15 protein-coding genes are annotated in these 16,600 nt (G+C 70.6%); 9 read left to right on the top strand and 6 right to left on the bottom strand.

Going from position 1 to position 16,600, the window contains the following annotated elements; genetic code table 11:
- Nucleotides 1–20 precede the first annotated feature (20 nt).
- The gene (cobS, locus tag D2K64_RS02155) at nucleotides 21–1,028 is read right to left on the bottom strand and encodes a cobaltochelatase subunit CobS (RefSeq protein ID WP_120006190.1); all 1,008 of its coding nucleotides are present in this window, start codon (nucleotides 1,026–1,028) and stop codon (nucleotides 21–23) included.
- Between the two features lie 118 nt (nucleotides 1,029–1,146).
- Nucleotides 1,147–1,770 (bottom strand): J domain-containing protein, encoded by a 624-nt coding sequence (locus D2K64_RS02150; protein ID WP_120006188.1) that lies wholly within the window; start codon nucleotides 1,768–1,770, stop codon nucleotides 1,147–1,149.
- Between the two features lie 180 nt (nucleotides 1,771–1,950).
- Between D2K64_RS02150 and D2K64_RS02145 the strand changes: the two genes are divergently transcribed.
- A complete protein-coding gene (locus tag D2K64_RS02145) occupies nucleotides 1,951–2,253 on the top strand; it encodes a BolA family protein (protein ID WP_120006186.1) in 303 nt (100 codons plus the stop codon).
- Between the two features lie 18 nt (nucleotides 2,254–2,271).
- Complete coding sequence (locus D2K64_RS02140) at nucleotides 2,272–3,921, top strand: tetratricopeptide repeat protein (protein ID WP_157985688.1); 1,650 nt, start codon at nucleotides 2,272–2,274, stop codon at nucleotides 3,919–3,921.
- Here D2K64_RS02140 and D2K64_RS02135 read toward each other — a convergent pair.
- Nucleotides 3,905–4,531 carry a DUF2889 domain-containing protein gene (locus D2K64_RS02135; protein WP_238383954.1) on the bottom strand — a complete coding sequence of 209 codons (627 nt, stop codon included), beginning with the start codon at nucleotides 4,529–4,531 and terminating at the stop codon, nucleotides 3,905–3,907. The two genes, D2K64_RS02140 and D2K64_RS02135, sit on opposite strands and share 17 nt — an antisense overlap.
- Before the next feature lie 87 nt (nucleotides 4,532–4,618).
- Nucleotides 4,619–6,310, bottom strand: a complete 1,692-nt coding sequence (aroB, locus tag D2K64_RS02130) for a 3-dehydroquinate synthase (RefSeq protein ID WP_370764299.1) — start codon at nucleotides 6,308–6,310, stop codon at nucleotides 4,619–4,621.
- Between the two features lie 109 nt (nucleotides 6,311–6,419).
- On the opposite strand from aroB, the gene D2K64_RS25010 reads away from it, so the two are divergent.
- The 5 genes from D2K64_RS25010 (at nucleotide 6,420) to D2K64_RS02110 (ending at nucleotide 10,062) form a co-directional block, all read left to right on the top strand.
- Nucleotides 6,420–6,566 carry a hypothetical protein gene (locus tag D2K64_RS25010; RefSeq protein ID WP_202910431.1) on the top strand — a complete coding sequence of 49 codons (147 nt, stop codon included), beginning with the start codon at nucleotides 6,420–6,422 and terminating at the stop codon, nucleotides 6,564–6,566.
- A 23-nt stretch (nucleotides 6,567–6,589) separates the two neighbouring features.
- Nucleotides 6,590–7,465, top strand: coding sequence for a site-specific tyrosine recombinase XerD (locus D2K64_RS02125; RefSeq protein WP_120006180.1), 876 nt, complete (start codon nucleotides 6,590–6,592; stop codon nucleotides 7,463–7,465).
- A gap of 69 nt (nucleotides 7,466–7,534) precedes the next feature.
- Nucleotides 7,535–7,930: a GFA family protein gene (locus D2K64_RS02120; protein ID WP_120006178.1), complete on the top strand. Its 396-nt coding sequence runs from the start codon at nucleotides 7,535–7,537 to the stop codon at nucleotides 7,928–7,930.
- Nucleotides 7,931–8,020: 90 nt separating this feature from the next.
- Entirely contained in the window at nucleotides 8,021–8,977 is a 957-nt protein-coding gene (locus tag D2K64_RS02115; protein WP_120006176.1) for an acetyl-CoA carboxylase carboxyltransferase subunit alpha, read from the top strand.
- Between the two features lie 59 nt (nucleotides 8,978–9,036).
- Nucleotides 9,037–10,062 (top strand): endonuclease/exonuclease/phosphatase family protein, encoded by a 1,026-nt coding sequence (locus D2K64_RS02110; RefSeq protein WP_120006174.1) that lies wholly within the window; start codon nucleotides 9,037–9,039, stop codon nucleotides 10,060–10,062.
- A gap of 58 nt (nucleotides 10,063–10,120) precedes the next feature.
- Here the strand turns inward: D2K64_RS02110 and argJ are convergent, their stop codons facing one another.
- Together argJ and D2K64_RS02100 are read right to left on the bottom strand one after the other, a co-directional pair.
- Nucleotides 10,121–11,356 (bottom strand): bifunctional glutamate N-acetyltransferase/amino-acid acetyltransferase ArgJ, encoded by a 1,236-nt coding sequence (argJ, locus tag D2K64_RS02105; protein WP_120006172.1) that lies wholly within the window; start codon nucleotides 11,354–11,356, stop codon nucleotides 10,121–10,123.
- Between the two features lie 86 nt (nucleotides 11,357–11,442).
- The gene (locus tag D2K64_RS02100) at nucleotides 11,443–12,378 is read right to left on the bottom strand and encodes a peptidylprolyl isomerase (RefSeq protein ID WP_120006170.1); all 936 of its coding nucleotides are present in this window, start codon (nucleotides 12,376–12,378) and stop codon (nucleotides 11,443–11,445) included.
- Between the two features lie 188 nt (nucleotides 12,379–12,566).
- Here D2K64_RS02100 and D2K64_RS02095 point away from each other — a divergent pair, with 188 nt between their 5' ends.
- Both D2K64_RS02095 and secA read left to right on the top strand, forming a co-directional pair.
- Entirely contained in the window at nucleotides 12,567–13,547 is a 981-nt protein-coding gene (locus D2K64_RS02095) for an ATP-grasp domain-containing protein (protein WP_120006753.1), read from the top strand.
- A gap of 290 nt (nucleotides 13,548–13,837) precedes the next feature.
- Complete coding sequence (gene secA, locus D2K64_RS02090; protein WP_120006168.1) at nucleotides 13,838–16,582, top strand: preprotein translocase subunit SecA; 2,745 nt, start codon at nucleotides 13,838–13,840, stop codon at nucleotides 16,580–16,582.
- The last annotated feature ends 18 nt before the right edge of the window (nucleotides 16,583–16,600 follow it).

The raw sequence follows: 16,600 nt of genomic DNA, 5'->3' as shown, positions 1-16,600 counted from the left end.
GGCCTCCGGGAGCGGGTGGATCAGCCCTTGCGGACCATCAGCCCGGTCGGGATCTCCTCGTTGAAGCAGCGCTGGTAGTATTCGGCGACGGTGGAGCGCTCCGCCTCGTCGCACTTGTTCAGGAAGGACAGGCGGAAGGCGAAGCCGACATCGCCGAAGATCTTGGCATTCTCGGCCCAGGTGATGACCGTGCGCGGCGACATCACGGTGGAGATGTCACCGGCGATGAAGCCGGCGCGGGTCAGGTCGGCCAGCGCCACCATCGCCTCGATCTGCTTCTTGCCCGCCGTGTCATCGGGCTTGATGCCGAGTTTGGCGGAGACGATGGAGCTTTCCTGGGCATGCGGCAGGTAGTTCAGAGTCGCCACGATGTTCCAGCGGTCCATCTGTCCCTGATTGATCTGCTGCGTGCCATGGTACAGGCCGGTGGTATCGCCGAGGCCCACCGTGTTGGCCGTGGCGAACAGGCGGAAGCCGGGATGCGGACGGATCACGCGGTTCTGGTCGAGCAGCGTCAGCTTGCCTTCCACCTCCAGCACGCGCTGGATCACGAACATCACGTCCGGGCGGCCGGCATCATACTCGTCGAACACCATGGCGCAGGGGTGCTGCAGCGCCCAGGGTAGGATGCCCTCGCGGAACTCGGTGACCTGCTTGCCGTCCTTCAGGACGATGGCGTCCTTGCCGATCAGATCGATGCGGGAGATGTGGCTGTCGAGGTTAACGCGGATGCAGGGCCAGTTCAGCCGTGCCGCCACCTGCTCGATATGCGTCGACTTGCCGGTGCCGTGATAGCCCTGGACCATGACGCGCCGGTTGAAGGCGAAGCCGGCCAGGATGGCCAGCGTCGTGTCCTGGTCGAACTTGTAGGTGGGGTCGGCCTCGGGGACATGCTCGGTGGTGACCGAGAAGGCGGGGACCTCGAGGTCGCTGTCGATGCCGAACACGTCGCGCGCCTTGACCGTGATGTCGGGCAGGTTGATGGCGCTGGTGCTGCGGTTCTCGGTAAGGGTGGCGACCTTGCTCATCGGGCTCTCTTCGCTCTCAATTCTCGTGCCGCATTACAGGCCGCGCGCGCCGCACGGTCCAGGGGGGTCGGACAGGGAAAAGCCCCGGCCATGGCCAACGCTGCCTCGGCGGCGTTGCTCAGGCCGCGCGGCTGGTGGCCGGTTTGCCGCCGGCCTTTTCCGCTGCCTGGCCGGAGGCGGCGGCCTCGGCCATGGCGGCCAGCCGCTTGCGCAACAGGCTGTAGGCGCGGTTGATGTCCTTCAGCTTGTCCTCGGCCGATTTGTCGCCGCCATTGCTGTCCGGGTGGTAGCGCTTGGCGAGTTCCTTGTAACGCGCGCGCAGGTCATTCTGTTCCAACGGCCAGCCGAGCCCCATCAGATCCAGCGCGGCGCGCAACTCGGGTGGCGCTTCCTTGGCACTCTTGCGCGGCGTCGGCGGGGCCTGGCCGAACAGGCCGAGCGGATCGCGGAACAGCTCCGGGTTCAGCTTGGCACCGCCCAGCCGGCCAAGCGGCCAGGTGGGACGCTGCCAGCCGCTATCTGAGCGCAGGTTCTGCTCGATCTCGTCGGCATTCATGCCCTTGTAGTAGTCCCAGGCCTGATTGTAGGCGCGGACATGCTCCAGGCAGAAATGGTAGTAATCCCGCAGCCGCGACCGGTCACGCGGCGCGCGGAACTCGCCCGGGGCCTCGCAGCCGGGGGCGTCGCAGGGCGGGGCGTCGGTGGGGATGTCGGATCGGGGACGGGCGCCGCGGCGGGCCATTGCGTTGCTTTATGGGCGTGGCGGAGGGCGGCCGCAAGGCATCACCGCCCAACCGCCGGCACAATCCAGCCCCGCGCGGAGGCAGGCGGGCAGGCGGCCGGCAACCTCCGGCTGCAAAGCCGGGCCGTTGGGCAAACCTTTCGCTTGGCAGCGGCCCAAGGGCGTGGAAAACCTCCGGTCATGTTGAAGCGCGCGGACCGCATGCGGCACACCCTGCTCTCGACCTTTGCCCCGGCGGAGGTCGAGATCACCGATAATAGTCACCAGCATGCCGGCCATGCCGGCGCGCGGCCCGGTGGCGAGACCCACTACACGGTGCGCGTCGTCAGCCCCGCCTTTGCCGGGCAGAGCCGCGTCGCCCGGTCGCGCGCCGTGCACGCGGCGCTGGAGCCGGAATTCGGCGGTGGCCTGCACGCGCTGTCGCTGCGGCTGCTGACACCGGACGAGGCACAGGCACCGGGGACCGCGCCCGGCGCGGGCTGACGCGGCGGTGGGGCAATGATGAAAAGCATCATTCTTTTCGAGGACGAGCACCTGCTGGCGGTGCATCATCCCGTGGCCGCGGCGGAGCCCGGCGCGGCCACGCTGGTGACCTTCTCCGACCTTACCTTCCGCCCCAATGGCACGCAGATCTGGGGACAGGAGGTGGTGTCCAAGCTCGGCCTCAACGCCATCGGCTTCGTGGCCAAGCGCGAGAACTGGTTTCCGGCCGCCTCGGTGGCCGCCGCGGCGCCGGCGGTGCGCGCCGCCATTCCCGGCCCGGCGGTGACCTATGGCTACAGCATGGGCGGCTATGCCGCGCTGAAGCACGCCGCGCTGCTCGGCATCGAGCACGCCTTCGCAGTCTGCCCGCAAAGCTCGATCGCGCCGGCGGAGGTGCCGTGGGACACCCGCTTCCACCGCTACCACCAGCCGGCGCTGCATGGTGCCATGGGCGCCATGATGGTCGCCCCCGGCGAGCCCGGCGCCTTCGCCGCCATTCTCGCCGATCCCTACATGCCGGAGGATCGCGACCACGCGGGCCTGCTGGCACGGGCCGGTGTGCACTGGCTGCGCACGCCTTTCATGGACCACGCCTCGATCTGGCTGCTGGTCGACAGTGCCTTCCTGGCGCGGGTGCTGGAGCGGGTGCTGGCGCGCGACCTTCCGGGACTGGCGCAGCTGATGCGGGCACGCCGGCAGACCTCGCCGCACTGGTTCCGCCACGCTGGCAACGCAGCGTTCCGGCGCGGCCATGTGGCCATGGCCAACCGGCTCTGGAACCGGGCGCTGGAACTCGGCCTGCACCCGATGGTGCGGGAGCACGACATCGGGCGCCTGCTGCCGCAGCGGGTGCAGGAACTGCGCGGCACCGGGCGCGAGGCGCAGGCCCGGGCGCTGGCGCAACAACAGGCGTCGCTGGCGCCGGGGGATTTCGCCAGCCAGTCGCATGCAGCCCATGCCTTGCTCGGCATGGGCGCGGTGGAGGCGGCGGAGGCGCCGTTCCGTGCCGCCCTCGCGCTGCGGGCCGATGTTGGCCACATCTACCAGGGGCTCAGCCTGGTGATGGGCAGCCAGGGCCGGCCGGAGGAGGCGGTGGAGCTGTGCCGCAGAGGCATTGAGGCGGCGCCGCAGGACGCCGGGCTGCGGGCGCATTTCGGCCATCTGCTGCTGAACACTGGCAAGGTGGACGAGGCGGAGGCGATGTTCCGCGGCACGCTGCAGGTTGACCCGGTTGATCGCCAGGCGCTGCTCGGGCTCAGCCACACCCTGGCGGCGCGGGGCGACCGCGATCAGGCCATCGCCGTGGCGCGTCAGGTGATCGCCGAGGGCGGCACCGAGGCCGGAGCCTTTCTGTGGCTCGGCCAGCTGCTGCTGGTGATCGGCGCGCCCGAGGATGCCGAGCCGGTGTTCCGCGACGCCCTGGCGGCGGCGCCGGAGCTGGGTGCCGCGCATATCGGACTGGCACGGGCACTGGAGCGCACCGGCCGCCCGGAGGAGGCCCGCCGCGTCGCCGCCGAGGCCGCCATGCTGCTCCCCGGCGATCCCAAGGTGCAGGCCATCGCCGCACGGCTGGGGCCGCCCTCGGACACCTTTCTGGAAGCCGCCGCCGCGCCGCCGCCGTCCGGCCTGCGGCGCTTCATCAGCGCCTTCTTCAGTCGGGACGAGTAGGGGCCGCCATGGCGGCGACGTGGTCGGGCCATTGCCGCGCCACCACCGGGCTGTCCGGAGCATAAGCCAGGCAGGTGCCGATCAGGGCCGGCGCCTTGCGCGGTGCGGAGGTCGTGCCGGCCGCGGCTTCCCGCTTGCGGCGGCGCGCGGCATAGGTCGTCTGGTAGGCCACGGTGGCGAGCTGCGACAGCATCTCCCGCAGGTGGGTGCAGCCCACCGTGCCGCCGACCCGCTCCTGCACCGCCCGGTTGAAGCCGGGACCGATCGTCAGCCCGGCCAGCCGGCCGAAGCTGGGCGCCGCGCCGGGGCAGATGGCATAGGGCGTGTGGTCGCTCACCGCCTCGCAATGGTGGATCAGCAGCTCGGCATCCACCGTCAGCCGGATCCACATGCCGTGCAGCACGTCGCCGGGCTCCAGGTGGCGGTCCAGCGTGTCGAAGGCCAGGCTCTTGGTGTCGGCGAGGTAGCCTTCGATGTCGAACAGCCCGTCCTCGCGCTCGAAGCCTTGCATCTCCAGGCGCCGCTGGTGCAGCGGCGCGCGGCGGGCAGGGGCGGAGAGGGGCATCCAGAAAGCCTCCGGCATGATGCGGTGCAGCAGGAACCCTGCCATATGACACGCGCATCCTGCTCCGGTAAGGGCGGCATGGCCGGGTTGCGTCCGATGGCCATCACGACAGGATGGCGGCCGGCGGAGATCTCAGCCGGAACAGCCTTCGTCGCGCAGCAGCGCCTCGACCTCGGCCGGAGGCACCTCGGCCGAGGTGAAGGCTTGGCCGGGACCGCGCAGCAGCACGAAACGCATCCGGCCGTCGCGCACCTTCTTGTCCTTGCGCATGCGGCGCATCAGCGTGTCCACCGCGAAGCGCCGCGGCAGCTCCGCCAGACGGGCGGGCAGGCCGGCGGCGGCGAGGTGGGCCTCCACCCGGCCGGGCAGCGCCGCCTCGCAGAAGCCGAGCCGCGCCGATAGCCGGGCGGCGAGGCCCAGGCCGAGCGCCACCGCCTCGCCATGCAGCAGGGAGCCGTCATAGCCGCATTCGGCCTCCACCGCATGGCCGAAGGTGTGACCAAGATTGAGCAGGGCCCGGCCGCCCTCGGCGCTTTCCTCGCGCTCGTCGGCGGCCACCACGGCGGATTTCAGCCGGCAGCTTTCCAACACGGCGTGGCGCAGCGCCACGGAATCGCCGGCCACGGCGCGGGCACCCTCCGCTTCGCACCATTCCCAGAGCGGGCCCTGCAACAGCCCGTGCTTCGCCACCTCGGCATAGCCGGCGCGCCGCTCGCGCGCTGGCAGGGTGCGCAGCACCCCGGTGTCGGCTAGCACGATGCGGGGCTGCCAGAAGGCGCCGGCGAGGTTCTTGCCCGCGGCGAGGTTGATCCCGGTTTTGCCGCCCACCGAGCTGTCCACCTGGGCCAGCAGCGTGGTCGGCACCTGCACGAAGGGCAGGCCGCGTAACGCCGAGGCGGCGACGAAGCCCGCCAGATCACCCACCACGCCACCACCCAAGGCCACAACGGCTGTGTCGCGGTCGATGCCGGCGGCCAGCAGCTCCTCCAGCACGCGGCCAAAGGTGGCGAGGCTCTTGCTGCCCTCGCCGGGCGGAATCGTCAGGGCGGCGCGGATCTCGAAGCCGCCCGCCTGCAGGCCGTGCCGCAGGGCCGGCAGGTGCAGCGCCGCCACGGAAGCGTCGCTGATGATGGCGACGCGGCGCGCCGGCAGGACGCCGGACAGCAGCCCGCCTGCGCGCTCCAGAAGGCCCTCGCCCACCACCACGTCGTATTCGCGCTCCAGCAAGGCCACCGGCAGCCGGGCGGGGGCGGAGAAGCTCTCGATCGCCATGCGCACGCGGCCGGTGGTGTCCTCCGGCGATTCATCGAGGCAGTCCACGGCGAGATCGGCCTCGGCATAGATCGGGTAGCGCGCCGCCTTCAGCCGCTCCAGCACAGCCCGCGGATCCTGCTGCAGGAACAGCGGACGCGTGGCGCGGTTGGACACGCGCGGCAGCAGCACGGGGATCTCGGCCCGGAGCCACACCGACAGGGCGCCCGATTCGCGGATCGCACGGCGCGTTTCCGCGTCCACATAGGCGCCGCCGCCGGTGGCCAGCACCAGCGGCGGCCCCGCCAGCAGGCGGCCGATGACGCGGCGCTCGCCTTCGCGGAAATGCGGCTCGCCATAGCGGTTGAAGATCTCGGTGATCGGCAGTCCGGCGGCGGCCTCGATCTCCAGGTCGGCATCGTGGAAGGGCAGGCCGAGTAGCTGCGCCAGCCGCTTGCCCACCGACGACTTGCCGGCGCCCGGTAGCCCGATCAGCACGATGGAACGCCCGATGCCCGTGCCGGCGCGGCCTGCGGTTGCCGGCATCGCCGGAAGGGCGGCGGGAAGGGGCATCGCGGAGGCCGCGGAGGCATCCGCTGGGAGGATCGGGAAGTCGAGGTTGCGTGACACGGGGGCGGAAGCTAGCACATCACGCTCCGCGCGCGAGGGTTGTCCCGACTCCATGTTCCGCCGTCCTGTGTTTCTGTTGATCCTGGTTCTTCTGGTCGCCGTCGTGGGCGGCCTGCTGGTGATGGCCGCCTTTCCGCCCGCGGTGACGCCGCAGCCGGTGGAGCGCGCCTTACCGAATGAGCGCTTCAACGCGCGCTGAGACAGCTCCCGGGGCTTGGGGGCATGGATCGCCACCTCGAGGCTTTCCTGGAGATGCTGGCCGCCGAGCGCGGCGCAGCGCGCAACACGCTCGCCGCCTATGCCGCCGACCTCGGGGATTTGGCGGCCTTTCTGCGGCAGCGGGAACCGCGCGGCCTGGCCGCGGCCTCGGCCGATGCGCTGCGCGCCTACCTGGCCCGGCTGGCGGAGGAAGGGCTGTCGGCCCGCACCGCCGCGCGCCGCCTGTCCGCCATGCGCCAGTTCTTCCGCTTCCTCGCCCGGGAGGGCGTGCGACCGGACGACCCGACGGAGCTGCTGGACAGCCCGCGCCAGGGCAAGTCGCTGCCCAAGGCGCTGCGCGCCGCCGAGGTGACGGCGTTGCTGGACGCCGCGGCGCGGCTGCCGGGCAAGCGCGGGCCGCTCACCGTGGCGATGCTGGAATTGCTGTATTGCTCCGGGCTGCGCGCATCGGAGCTGGTGGGCCTGCCGGCCAGCGCCCTGGCGCAGGATAGCGCGCTGATCCTGGTGCGCGGCAAGGGCAACAAGGACCGGCTGGTGCCGATTTCCGGCCGGGCGCGCACCGCCGTGCTCGGATTGCAGGACCCGAAGAAGCCATCGAAATGGCTGTTTCCATCCTATGGCGCCTCCGGCCACCTGACGCGGCAGAGCCTGGTGCTGCTGGTGAAGCAGGCGGCGCTGGAGGCGGGACTCGATCCGGCCAAGGTCAGCCCACACGTGCTGCGCCATTCCTTCGCCAGCCACCTGCTGGAAGGCGGCGCCGACCTGCGGGCGCTGCAGATGCTGCTCGGCCACGCCGACATCGCCACCACGCAGATCTACACCCGGGTGCTGGAGGAGCGGCTGCGCGAGCTGGTGGAAACCCATCACCCATTGGCCTGACCGGTCCCGCGCGACAGCAGGTTCCCGGCCGTGCCAGGATCGCGGCGTCACCATCCCTGAGGTTGCCTGATGCTCACCGGACGCTGCCATTGCGGGGCCATCCACTACGCCATGCCGGAGATGGAGGTGCTGCACCACGCGCTCTGCCATTGCGGCGATTGCCGGCGCCATGCCGGGGCGCCCATGGTGGGCTGGGTGATGGTGCCGGCCCAGCACCTGCAGGTCACGGGCGAACCCCGGGAATACCGCTCCTCCGAGCATGGCCGCCGCCGCTTCTGCGCCGCATGCGGCACAGGCCTGTTCTACGTGAACGAGGCCATGCTGCCCGGCATGGTGGACGTGCAGAGCGGCACGCTGGACGATCCCGCCGCCCTGCCGCCCGGCGCGCAGATCCAGCTGGCCGAGCGGCTGCCGTGGATGGACAGGCTGGACGCGCTGCCGGGCTTCGAGCGCTATCCCGGCTGAGCGGTGCTGGCTGGCCTTGACGCCGCGTCTGCGCTAGGCCACCCGCTTTCCGCGCCCAAGCTTCCGGGTGCCGCCAAAGACGGGATCGCGATGCGTCACTTCCTGGATTTCGAGAAGCCGCTTGCCGAGCTGGAAGGCAAGATCGAGGAACTGCGCCGCACCACCAATGCCGGCGGCATCGACGTGGCCGAGGAAGTCGGCAAGCTGTCCGACAAGGCGGAAAAGTTGCTGCAGGCGACCTATGCAAAGCTGACGCCGTGGCAGAAGACCCAGGTGGCGCGCCACCCGGAGCGGCCGAAATGCCTGACCTACGTGGACGCGCTGATCGAGGGCTTCATTCCGCTGGCCGGCGATCGCGCCTTCGCCGATGACGCCGCGGTGGTGGGCGGCATGGGCCGGTTCCGTGGCCAGGCGGTGATGGTGCTGGGCACCGAGAAGGGCACCGACACGGAGAGCCGCATCCGGCACAATTTCGGGTCCGCCAAGCCGGAAGGCTACCGCAAGGCCCGCCGGCTGATGGAGCTGGCCGGCCGCTTTGGCCTGCCCATCCTTTCCTTTGTCGACACCGCCGGCGCCTTTCCCGGAGTCGAGGCCGAGGCGCGCGGCCAGGCGGAGGCCATCGCCCGCTCGATCGAGGCCGGACTCGATGCGCCGGTGCCCTTCGTCGCCACCATCATCGGCGAGGGCGGCTCGGGCGGCGCCATCGCCCTGGCCGCCGCCGACCGGGTGCTGATGCTGGAGCATTCGATCTATTCCGTGATCAGCCCGGAAGGCTGTGCCTCCATCCTGTGGCGCGACGCGGCGCAGGCGCCGACCGCGGCCGACGCGCTGAAGCTGACGGCGCAGGACCTGTCCCGCCTGGCGCTGGTCGATGGCGTGGTGCCGGAGCCGCTGGGCGGCGCGCATCGCGATGCCGCCGCCACCGTGCAGGCGGTGGGCGACAAGGTCTGGGCCTCGCTGGAGCCGCTGCTGGCGCTGGATGGCGGCACGCTGAAGGCGCGCCGGCGCGAGAAGTTCCTGGAGATGGGCCGCTCTGGCGTGGTCTGACGCCGGATCGTCATGCGCGCGTCATCGCCGCATCACAGCCCGCGTCTACTCGGCCGTCCATGTCGGACATCGCCCCCGCGCCGTTCATCGGCCCGTTCACCACCGCCCGGCCGGCGCTGACGCCGGTCAGTTCCGGTCAGATGGCCAAGCTGCGCACCCTGCCGCCTGAGCGGGACGCGCATGATGCCGCCATGGCCGCGCTGTCTGCCTTCCGCGAGGTCGAGCTCGGCGGGCGGGTCACCCGGCCGGCGCCGGAAGGCCCGCTGCGCATCGCCGCCTGGAACCTGGAGCGGTGCCTGTACCCGGAAGCCTCGGCGGCGCTGCTGGCGCGGCACGGTGTATCCCTGGCGCTGCTCAGCGAGGTCGATAACGGGCTGCACCGCACCTTCCAGCGCCACACCACCGCCGATGTGGCGGCGCTGCTCGGCCAGTCCCACGGCTTCGCGGTGGAGTTCCTGGAGCTGGCGGTGATGCCGGCGCCCTTCGCCCGGGCCGGCAACGCGCCGGACCACAGGCTCGGCTTCCACGGCAACGGCTTCACCAGCGCGCTGCCGGCGCGCGACCCCTTCGTGGTGCGGCTGCTGGACGAGGCCGACTGGTATGTCGACGCCAAGGGCGGCCAGCGGCGCATCGGCAACCGCATGGCGGTGGCGGCGACCTTCACCCATGCCGGGCAGGATTTCATCGGCTGCGCCGTGCATCTAGAGAGCCGCGCCGATTTCCCGGGGCGCGCCCGGCAGATGCGCTTCCTGCTCGACGCCATCGAGGCCCGCGCCGGTGCCCTGCCGGTGGTGATCGGCGGCGACCTGAACACCGCGGTGGAGGCCGAGGGCGGCCTCGGCGACGCGCGTGAGACGTTGTTCGCCGAGGCGATCGCCCGCGGCTACGACTGGTCCGCCTGCAACCGCGCCGCGCCGACCACGCGGCCGAGCCACTGGAGCGCCGGCTGCGGCACCCGGCAGCTGGACTGGTTCTGCACCCGCGGCCTGCGCGCCGGGGAGCCAGCGGTGGTACCGGCGCTGGCCCCGGACGGCACCGTGCTGAGCGACCACGAACTGATCCTGCTGACGCTGCATCTCGGCTGAGCTGCGCGCCCGGCAGACGGAAGGTGCGGCGGGCCGGTGGTGCCCGGGGCGCCGGGGCTCAGCTCCGATACGACCCGTTGATGTCGATGTAGCCATGCGTCAGGTCGCAGGTCCAGGCGGTGGCGCGGCCCTTGCCAAGGCCGATATCCACCGCGATCTCGATTTCGCGCCCCTTCATGTGCGTCACCACCGGGCCCTCGTCATAGCCCGGCACCACGCCGCCCTCGCGGGCCATCCAGGTGCCGCCCACCGCCACCGAGAGCAGGTCGCGCTCCGCCGGCTCGCCGGCCTTGCCGACCGCCATGACGATGCGGCCCCAATTGGCGTCCTCGCCGGCGATAGCGGTTTTCACCAGGGGCGAGTTGGCGATGGCCATGGCGATCTTCTGCGCCGAACGCGCCGTGGTGGCGCCGGTGACGTCGATGCGCACCAGTTTCTGCGCCCCTTCGCCATCGCGCACCACCTGGAGCGCGAGGTCCAGCAGCAGCTCATTCAAGGCGCGGGCAAAATCCTTCAGCATCTTGCCGCCCTCGGCCGGCACGCGGGCATGCTTCGCCTGGCCGGTGGCGAACACCAGCACCGTGTCGCTGGTCGAGGTGTCGGAATCCACCGTGGTGCGGTTGAAGCTCGCATCCACGCCCTTCGCCAGCATGGCCTGGAGCGCGGCGGCTGGAATCTTGGCGTCGGTGGCGATGAAGCACAGCATGGTCGCCATGTCGGGCGCCACCATGCCGCTGCCCTTGGCAATGCCGGCCAACGTCACCTCGGTCTCGCCGATCCGGGCGGTGCGCACGCAGCCCTTGGGAAAGGTGTCTGTGGTCATGATGCCGCGCGCCGCCTCGCCCCAGCCATCGGCGGCAAGTGTGCCGTGCAGCGCCGGCAGGGCCGCAGTCAGCTTCTCATGCGGCAGCGTTTCGCCGATCACGCCGGTGGAGGCCAGGAACACCTCGCGCGGCTTGCAGCCGACCAGCCCGGCCGCGGCATCGGCGGTGGCCTTCACCGCGTCGCGCCCCGGCTTGCCGGTGAACACGTTGGCGTTGCCGGCATTCACCACCAGGGCGCGCGCGCGGCCACCCTTCAGCGCGGCGCGGCACCAATCCACCGGCGCTCCGGGGCATTTGTTGCGGGTGAACACGCCGGCCACCGTGGTGCCGGGCGTGAATTCCATGAGGGTGAGGTCGTTGCGGCCCTTGTATCGGATTCCCGCCGCCGCCACGCCGAGCGTCACGCCCGCGACCGGCGGCATGGCCGGCAATTCCTGGGCGAGGGGGGAGACAGGCAGGTCCTTGGCCATCCGCGGCGTCCTCTGGGCTTGAGCGCCGCAGCGATACCGCAAAGCGGGAAGGGTGGGGAGGGGGCGCGAGCCCCGCTCCCGACGGATCAGGGCTTCGGCGCGGGGGTGGCCGGCTGCGCCTCGCGCGGCGAGCCATCGGCGTTGAAGCGCTCGATCGTGGCGGTGGCCTGGTACTTCTCCACCGCCTCGTTCACCGCTTCCTCGAAGGCGGCCTGGCGCAGCTGGTCATGCGCTTCCTCGAAGCTGGGAACGGGGGCCTGGCGACGCTCCTCCACCTTGATGACGTGCCAGCCGAACGCGGTCTTCACCGGCGCAGCGCTGATCTCGCCCGGCTTCAGGACAAAGGCCGCCTCGGCGAATTCGGGCACCATGTCGCTGCGCTTGAAGAAGCCCAGATCGCCGCCCTGCTCAGTACCGGGACCGGTGGAGTGCTTCTTGGCGATCTCGGCGAAATCGGCCTTCGGCTTGCGGGCCTCGGCCAGCGCGGCGCGGGCTTCTTCCTCGGTCTTCACCAGGATGTGGCGGGCATGGATCTCCTCCTCGCCCGGCTTGCCGGCGATCTCGGCGTCGTAGCGCTTGCGCAGCGCCTCGTCGGTCAAGGCCGGGGCGACGGCGCGGCGCAGCAGCGCCTGCTGCAGCTGCTCCTCCTCGGCCCGGCGCATGGCGTCCTTCACCACCGGATCCTGATCCAGCTTCTCGGCGCGGGCGGCGGACACGATGGCCTTCTGCGCCACCAGCTGGTCCACCACCAGCGGGAACAACATCGGGCCCGGAGCGCCGCGCAGTTCCGGCGGCAGGGTCTGCACCGCCGCGTGCACGTCGGCGAGGCGGATCTCCTCGCCATTCACCCGCGCCACCACCGGGTTCTCGACTGCCGCCCCGGCGGCAGGGGCCGGCGCCGGCGTCGGCGCGCCGGGCTGGGCGGGCGCCGGGGTCGCCGCAGGGCTCTGGGCCAGAACGGGAGCCACGCCCAGCAGAAGGGGCAGGGCCAGGGCGGAAAGGGTCAGTCGGGTCGAACGCATGGGGCGGCATATGCCTTCACAAGGACCGACCGCAAGATGGCGAAGGCGGAAACCCGCCACAACCGGCACCAGCACCGAAACATGTGCCGAAAGGTGACAGCGGCGCGGCTTGAACCCTGGGTGGTTCACGCTTATCAACGATGAAAGATAGCCATACCAACGAAAACACGATCAGGATCGTCGCCACCATGTCCAGGATCCATGTTATCCACGAAAATCCCGCTTGGCTGCCGCCGCTGGCCGAAGCCTTTGATCGGGCCGGCCTGCCCTGGGCGGAGCTGGACCTGTCGCGCGGCACCTTCGACCTCGCCTCCGCGCCGCCGGAGGGCGTGTTCTACAACCGCATGAGCGCCTCCTCGCACACCCGCGGCCACCGGTATTCGGCCGAGCTGACGGCGGGCGTGCTGGCCTGGCTGACCCGGCATGGCCGCCGTGTGGTGAACGGCCCGCGCGCCCTGGATCTGGAAATCTCCAAGGTCCGGCAATATGCGGCGCTGGAGGCGGTGGGGCTGCCGGTGCCGCGCACGGTGATGGTGCAGGACGCGCCGCAGGCGGTGGTGGAAGCGGCGCGCCGCCATTTCGCGCCCGGCCCGGTGATCCTGAAGCCGAACCGCGGCGGCAAGGGCCTGGGCGTGCGGCTGTTTCCCTCGACCGAGGCGCTGGCGGCCTATTTCGAGGCCGCGCCCGCCGACGAGGCCCCGGTGGACGGCATCTGGCTGCTGCAGGACTATGTGCGGGCGCCGCGACCGGTGATCACCCGCGCCGAATTTGTCGGCGGCCGCTTCGTCTACGCCGTGGAGGTGGACACCACCGCCGGTTTCGAGCTGTGCCCGGCCGATGTGTGCGCCGTGGGCGACGCCTTCTGCCCCGCCGGCGAGCAGCCGCCGGCTCCCGCGCCACGCTTCACGATCCTGCCCGACGGCATCGAGGCGCCGTTGCGCGGTCGGCTGGAGGCCTTCCTGGCCACGGCCGGCGTGGACGTGGCCGGGGTGGAGTTCATCCGCAATGCCGAGGGCAACCCGCTGGTCTATGACGTGAACACCAACACCAACTACAATGCCGGTGCGGAGGAAGTTGCCGGCCTCGCCGGCACGCCGCGCTCCGGCCCCGGGGCGCTCGCCGCCTATCTGGGCCAGGAGCTGGGGCGCGCGGCGCGCCTCGCCGCCTGAGGCCACCCGGCCGGCCGGGCTTCCGGCCGGACAAGCTTCTGAGGGGTGCTTCGGCGCCCCTTTTTCGTCCGGACGTTGCGTCGGCCCATCATTGATCCCAGGGCTTTCGTTGACCCTGGCCCGGCCGGCGCCTATCTGTTGCGGCCAAAGCATCCTGCCGCCTGCCGTGGCCAATCCTTCATGACCCGGCGTGCCCCGCGCAGGCCCGCCTCCGCTCCTCCCTGTCCGGTGGAGGGCGATCCGGCGGGCCGAGCGGGGTGGGGGCGGCCTTCGGAGATCGTTTCAGCCCCATGTTCGCCCGCCTCGCCCGCGCCGTCTTCGGCTCCGCCAATGACCGCATGCTGAAGCAGTTCCGTGCCCGGCTGCCGGCGATCGCCGGCTTCGAGGACGGGCTCGCCGCCCTGTCGGACGCCGAGCTGCAGGCGCAGACCCCGAAGTTGCGCGCCCGGCTGGAGGCCGGCGAAAGCCTGGACGACCTGTTGCCGGAAGCCTTCGCCACGACGCGCGAAGCGTCGAAGCGCGTGCTCGGCATGCGGCATTTCGACGTGCAGATGATCGGCGGCCAGGTGCTGCATTCGGGGCGCATCGCCGAGATGAAGACCGGCGAGGGCAAGACCCTGGTGGCGACGCTGGCGGTGTATCTGAACGCGCTGTCCGGCAAGGGCGTGCACGTGGTCACCGTGAACGACTATCTGGCCACCCGCGACAGCGAGCAGATGGGCCGGCTGTACAACTTCCTGGGCCTGTCCTGCGGCGTCATCGTGCATGGCCTGACCGACACCGAGCGGCGCGACGCCTACGCCTGCGACATCACCTATGGCACCAACAACGAGTTCGGCTTCGACTACCTGCGCGACAACATGAAGTACCGGCTGGACGAGATGGTCCAGCGGCCCTTCTCCTTCGCCATCGTCGACGAGGTGGACAGCATCCTGGTGGATGAGGCGCGGACGCCGCTGATCATCTCCGGTCCCGCCGAGGACAGTTCCGACTTGTACCGCAAGGTGGACAGCGTGGTGGCCGAGCTGGTGCGCGACAAATCCACCTATGAGAAGGACGAGAAGCAGCGGACCTCCTCCCTGACCGAGACCGGCACCGCCACCGTCGAGCAGATGCTGACCCAGGCGGGGCTGCTGGAGGAAGGCAATCTCTACGACTTCCACAACGTGACGCTGGTGCACCACGTCAACCAGAGCCTGCGCGCGCACACGCTGTTCGCCCGCGACGTGGACTACATCGTCAACCGGGAAGGCAAGCTCATCATCATCGATGAGTTCACCGGCCGCATGATGGAGGGCCGTCGCTACTCCGAAGGATTGCACCAGGCGCTGGAAGCCAAGGAGCACGTGGAGATCCAGCCGGAGAACCAGACGCTCGCCTCCATCACCTTCCAGAACTATTTCCGCCTTTATCCGAAGCTGGCCGGCATGACCGGCACCGCCGCCACCGAGGCCGACGAGTTCGCCGAGATCTACAAGCTGGAAGTGGTGGAGATCCCGACCAATGTGCCGGTGATCCGCCTCGACAGCGACGACGAGGTGTACCGCTCGGCGCTGGAGAAATACTCGGCCGTGGCCGCGCTGGTGAAGGAAGCGCAGGCACGCAACCAGCCGGTGCTGGTCGGCACCACCTCGATCGAGAAGTCGGAGCTGATCAGCTCCCTGCTGCAGAAGGAAGGCGTGCCGCACAAGGTGCTGAACGCGCGCTATCATGAGCAGGAGGCGGGCATCATCGCCCAGGCGGGCCGCCCTGGCGCGGTCACCATCGCCACCAACATGGCCGGCCGCGGCACCGACATCAAACTCGGCGGCAATGCCGAGATGCTGGCGCAGCAGAGCATCGGCGGTGCGCATGAGGGGCCGGAATACGAGGCCGCGCTGGCGCATTTCCGCGCCGAGGTGCGGCGCGATGAGGAGATCGTAAAGCAGGCCGGTGGCCTGTTCGTCATCGGAACCGAGCGCCACGAATCCCGCCGCATCGACAATCAGCTGCGCGGCCGCTCCGGCCGCCAGGGCGATCCCGGCGCCAGCCGCTTCTTCCTGAGCCTGGAAGACGACCTGATGCGCATCTTCGGCTCCGACCGCATGAGCGGCATGCTGGAGAAGCTCGGCCTCAAGGATGGCGAGGCCATCATCCATCCCTGGATCAACCGGGCGCTGGAGAAGGCGCAGAAGAAGGTCGAGGCGCGCAACTTCGACACGCGCAAGAACCTACTGAAATACGACGACGTCATGAACGACCAGCGCAAGGAGGTGTATGCCCAGCGCCGGACCTTCATGACCGCGGCCGACGTGTCCGACACCGTCGAGGAGATGCGGCGCGAAACCATCCAGGCCATGGTGGCCCGCGCCATCCCCGAAAACGCCTATCCCGACCAGTGGGACACCGCCGGGCTGGAGAATGCCGTGCGCGAGCAGCTCGGCCTCGACCTGCCGGTGCAGGACTGGGCGCGCGAGGAAGGCATCGACGAGGTGCAGGTGCGCGAGCGCATCGAGCAGGCGGCCGAGCAGCAGGCGGCTTCGCGTGCCGCCAACATCGGCCCCGAATTCATGCGCATGATCGAGAAGAGCGTGCTGCTGCAGGTGTTCGACGCGGTGTGGAAGGAGCACCTGCTGGCGCTCGATCACCTGCGCCAGGGCATCGGCCTGCGCGCCTATGGCCAGCGCGATCCGCTGAACGAGTACAAGAGCGAAGCCTTCAACCTGTTCAACACCATGCTCGACGAGCTGCGCGAGCGGGTGACCTCGCTGCTGCTGCGCATCGAGCTGGCGCCGAACGCGCCGCCGCCGCTGCCCGAGCCGGTGATGGTGTCCGACATGCGCCATCCCGATCCGGATGGCGGCCTGACCGAGCCCGCGCCGGCCGCTGGATGGGACCACGCGCCGGCCGGCGGCGCCTTTGCCCCCGCCCTGGCCCGCCCGGTGGCAGGCGTCGATCCGCAGGACCCGTCCACCTGGCACCGCACGCCGCGCAACGCGGCCTGCCCCTGCGGCTCGGGCAAGAAGTACAAGCACTGCCACGGCCGCGATGCCTGAGGCGCGTCCCGGCTTGTC

The organism is Teichococcus vastitatis (assembly GCF_003604215.1).
GTDB lineage: Bacteria > Pseudomonadota > Alphaproteobacteria > Acetobacterales > Acetobacteraceae > Pseudoroseomonas > Pseudoroseomonas vastitatis.
This window is presented reverse-complemented; position numbering and strand designations above follow the sequence as displayed.

What these genes read in the sequence shown, in the direction of transcription:
- D2K64_RS02140 (WP_157985688.1), top strand. Translation starts at nt 2,272, where the DNA reads ATGAAAAGCATCATTCTTTTCGAGGACGAGCACCTGCTGGCGGTGCAT.
- D2K64_RS02120 (WP_120006178.1), top strand. Translation starts at nt 7,535, where the DNA reads ATGCTCACCGGACGCTGCCATTGCGGGGCCATCCACTACGCCATGCCG.
- D2K64_RS02150 (WP_120006188.1), bottom strand. Translation starts at nt 1,770, where the DNA reads ATGGCCCGCCGCGGCGCCCGTCCCCGATCCGACATCCCCACCGACGCC.
- secA (WP_120006168.1), top strand. Translation starts at nt 13,838, where the DNA reads ATGTTCGCCCGCCTCGCCCGCGCCGTCTTCGGCTCCGCCAATGACCGC.
- aroB (WP_370764299.1), bottom strand. Translation starts at nt 6,310, where the DNA reads ATGCCCCTTCCCGCCGCCCTTCCGGCGATGCCGGCAACCGCAGGCCGC.
- D2K64_RS02115 (WP_120006176.1), top strand. Translation starts at nt 8,021, where the DNA reads ATGCGTCACTTCCTGGATTTCGAGAAGCCGCTTGCCGAGCTGGAAGGC.
- D2K64_RS02110 (WP_120006174.1), top strand. Translation starts at nt 9,037, where the DNA reads ATGTCGGACATCGCCCCCGCGCCGTTCATCGGCCCGTTCACCACCGCC.
- D2K64_RS02145 (WP_120006186.1), top strand. Translation starts at nt 1,951, where the DNA reads ATGTTGAAGCGCGCGGACCGCATGCGGCACACCCTGCTCTCGACCTTT.
- D2K64_RS25010 (WP_202910431.1), top strand. Translation starts at nt 6,420, where the DNA reads ATGTTCCGCCGTCCTGTGTTTCTGTTGATCCTGGTTCTTCTGGTCGCC.
- D2K64_RS02125 (WP_120006180.1), top strand. Translation starts at nt 6,590, where the DNA reads ATGGATCGCCACCTCGAGGCTTTCCTGGAGATGCTGGCCGCCGAGCGC.
- argJ (WP_120006172.1), bottom strand. Translation starts at nt 11,356, where the DNA reads ATGGCCAAGGACCTGCCTGTCTCCCCCCTCGCCCAGGAATTGCCGGCC.
- cobS (WP_120006190.1), bottom strand. Translation starts at nt 1,028, where the DNA reads ATGAGCAAGGTCGCCACCCTTACCGAGAACCGCAGCACCAGCGCCATC.
- D2K64_RS02095 (WP_120006753.1), top strand. Translation starts at nt 12,567, where the DNA reads ATGTCCAGGATCCATGTTATCCACGAAAATCCCGCTTGGCTGCCGCCG.
- D2K64_RS02100 (WP_120006170.1), bottom strand. Translation starts at nt 12,378, where the DNA reads ATGCGTTCGACCCGACTGACCCTTTCCGCCCTGGCCCTGCCCCTTCTG.
- D2K64_RS02135 (WP_238383954.1), bottom strand. Translation starts at nt 4,531, where the DNA reads ATGGCAGGGTTCCTGCTGCACCGCATCATGCCGGAGGCTTTCTGGATG.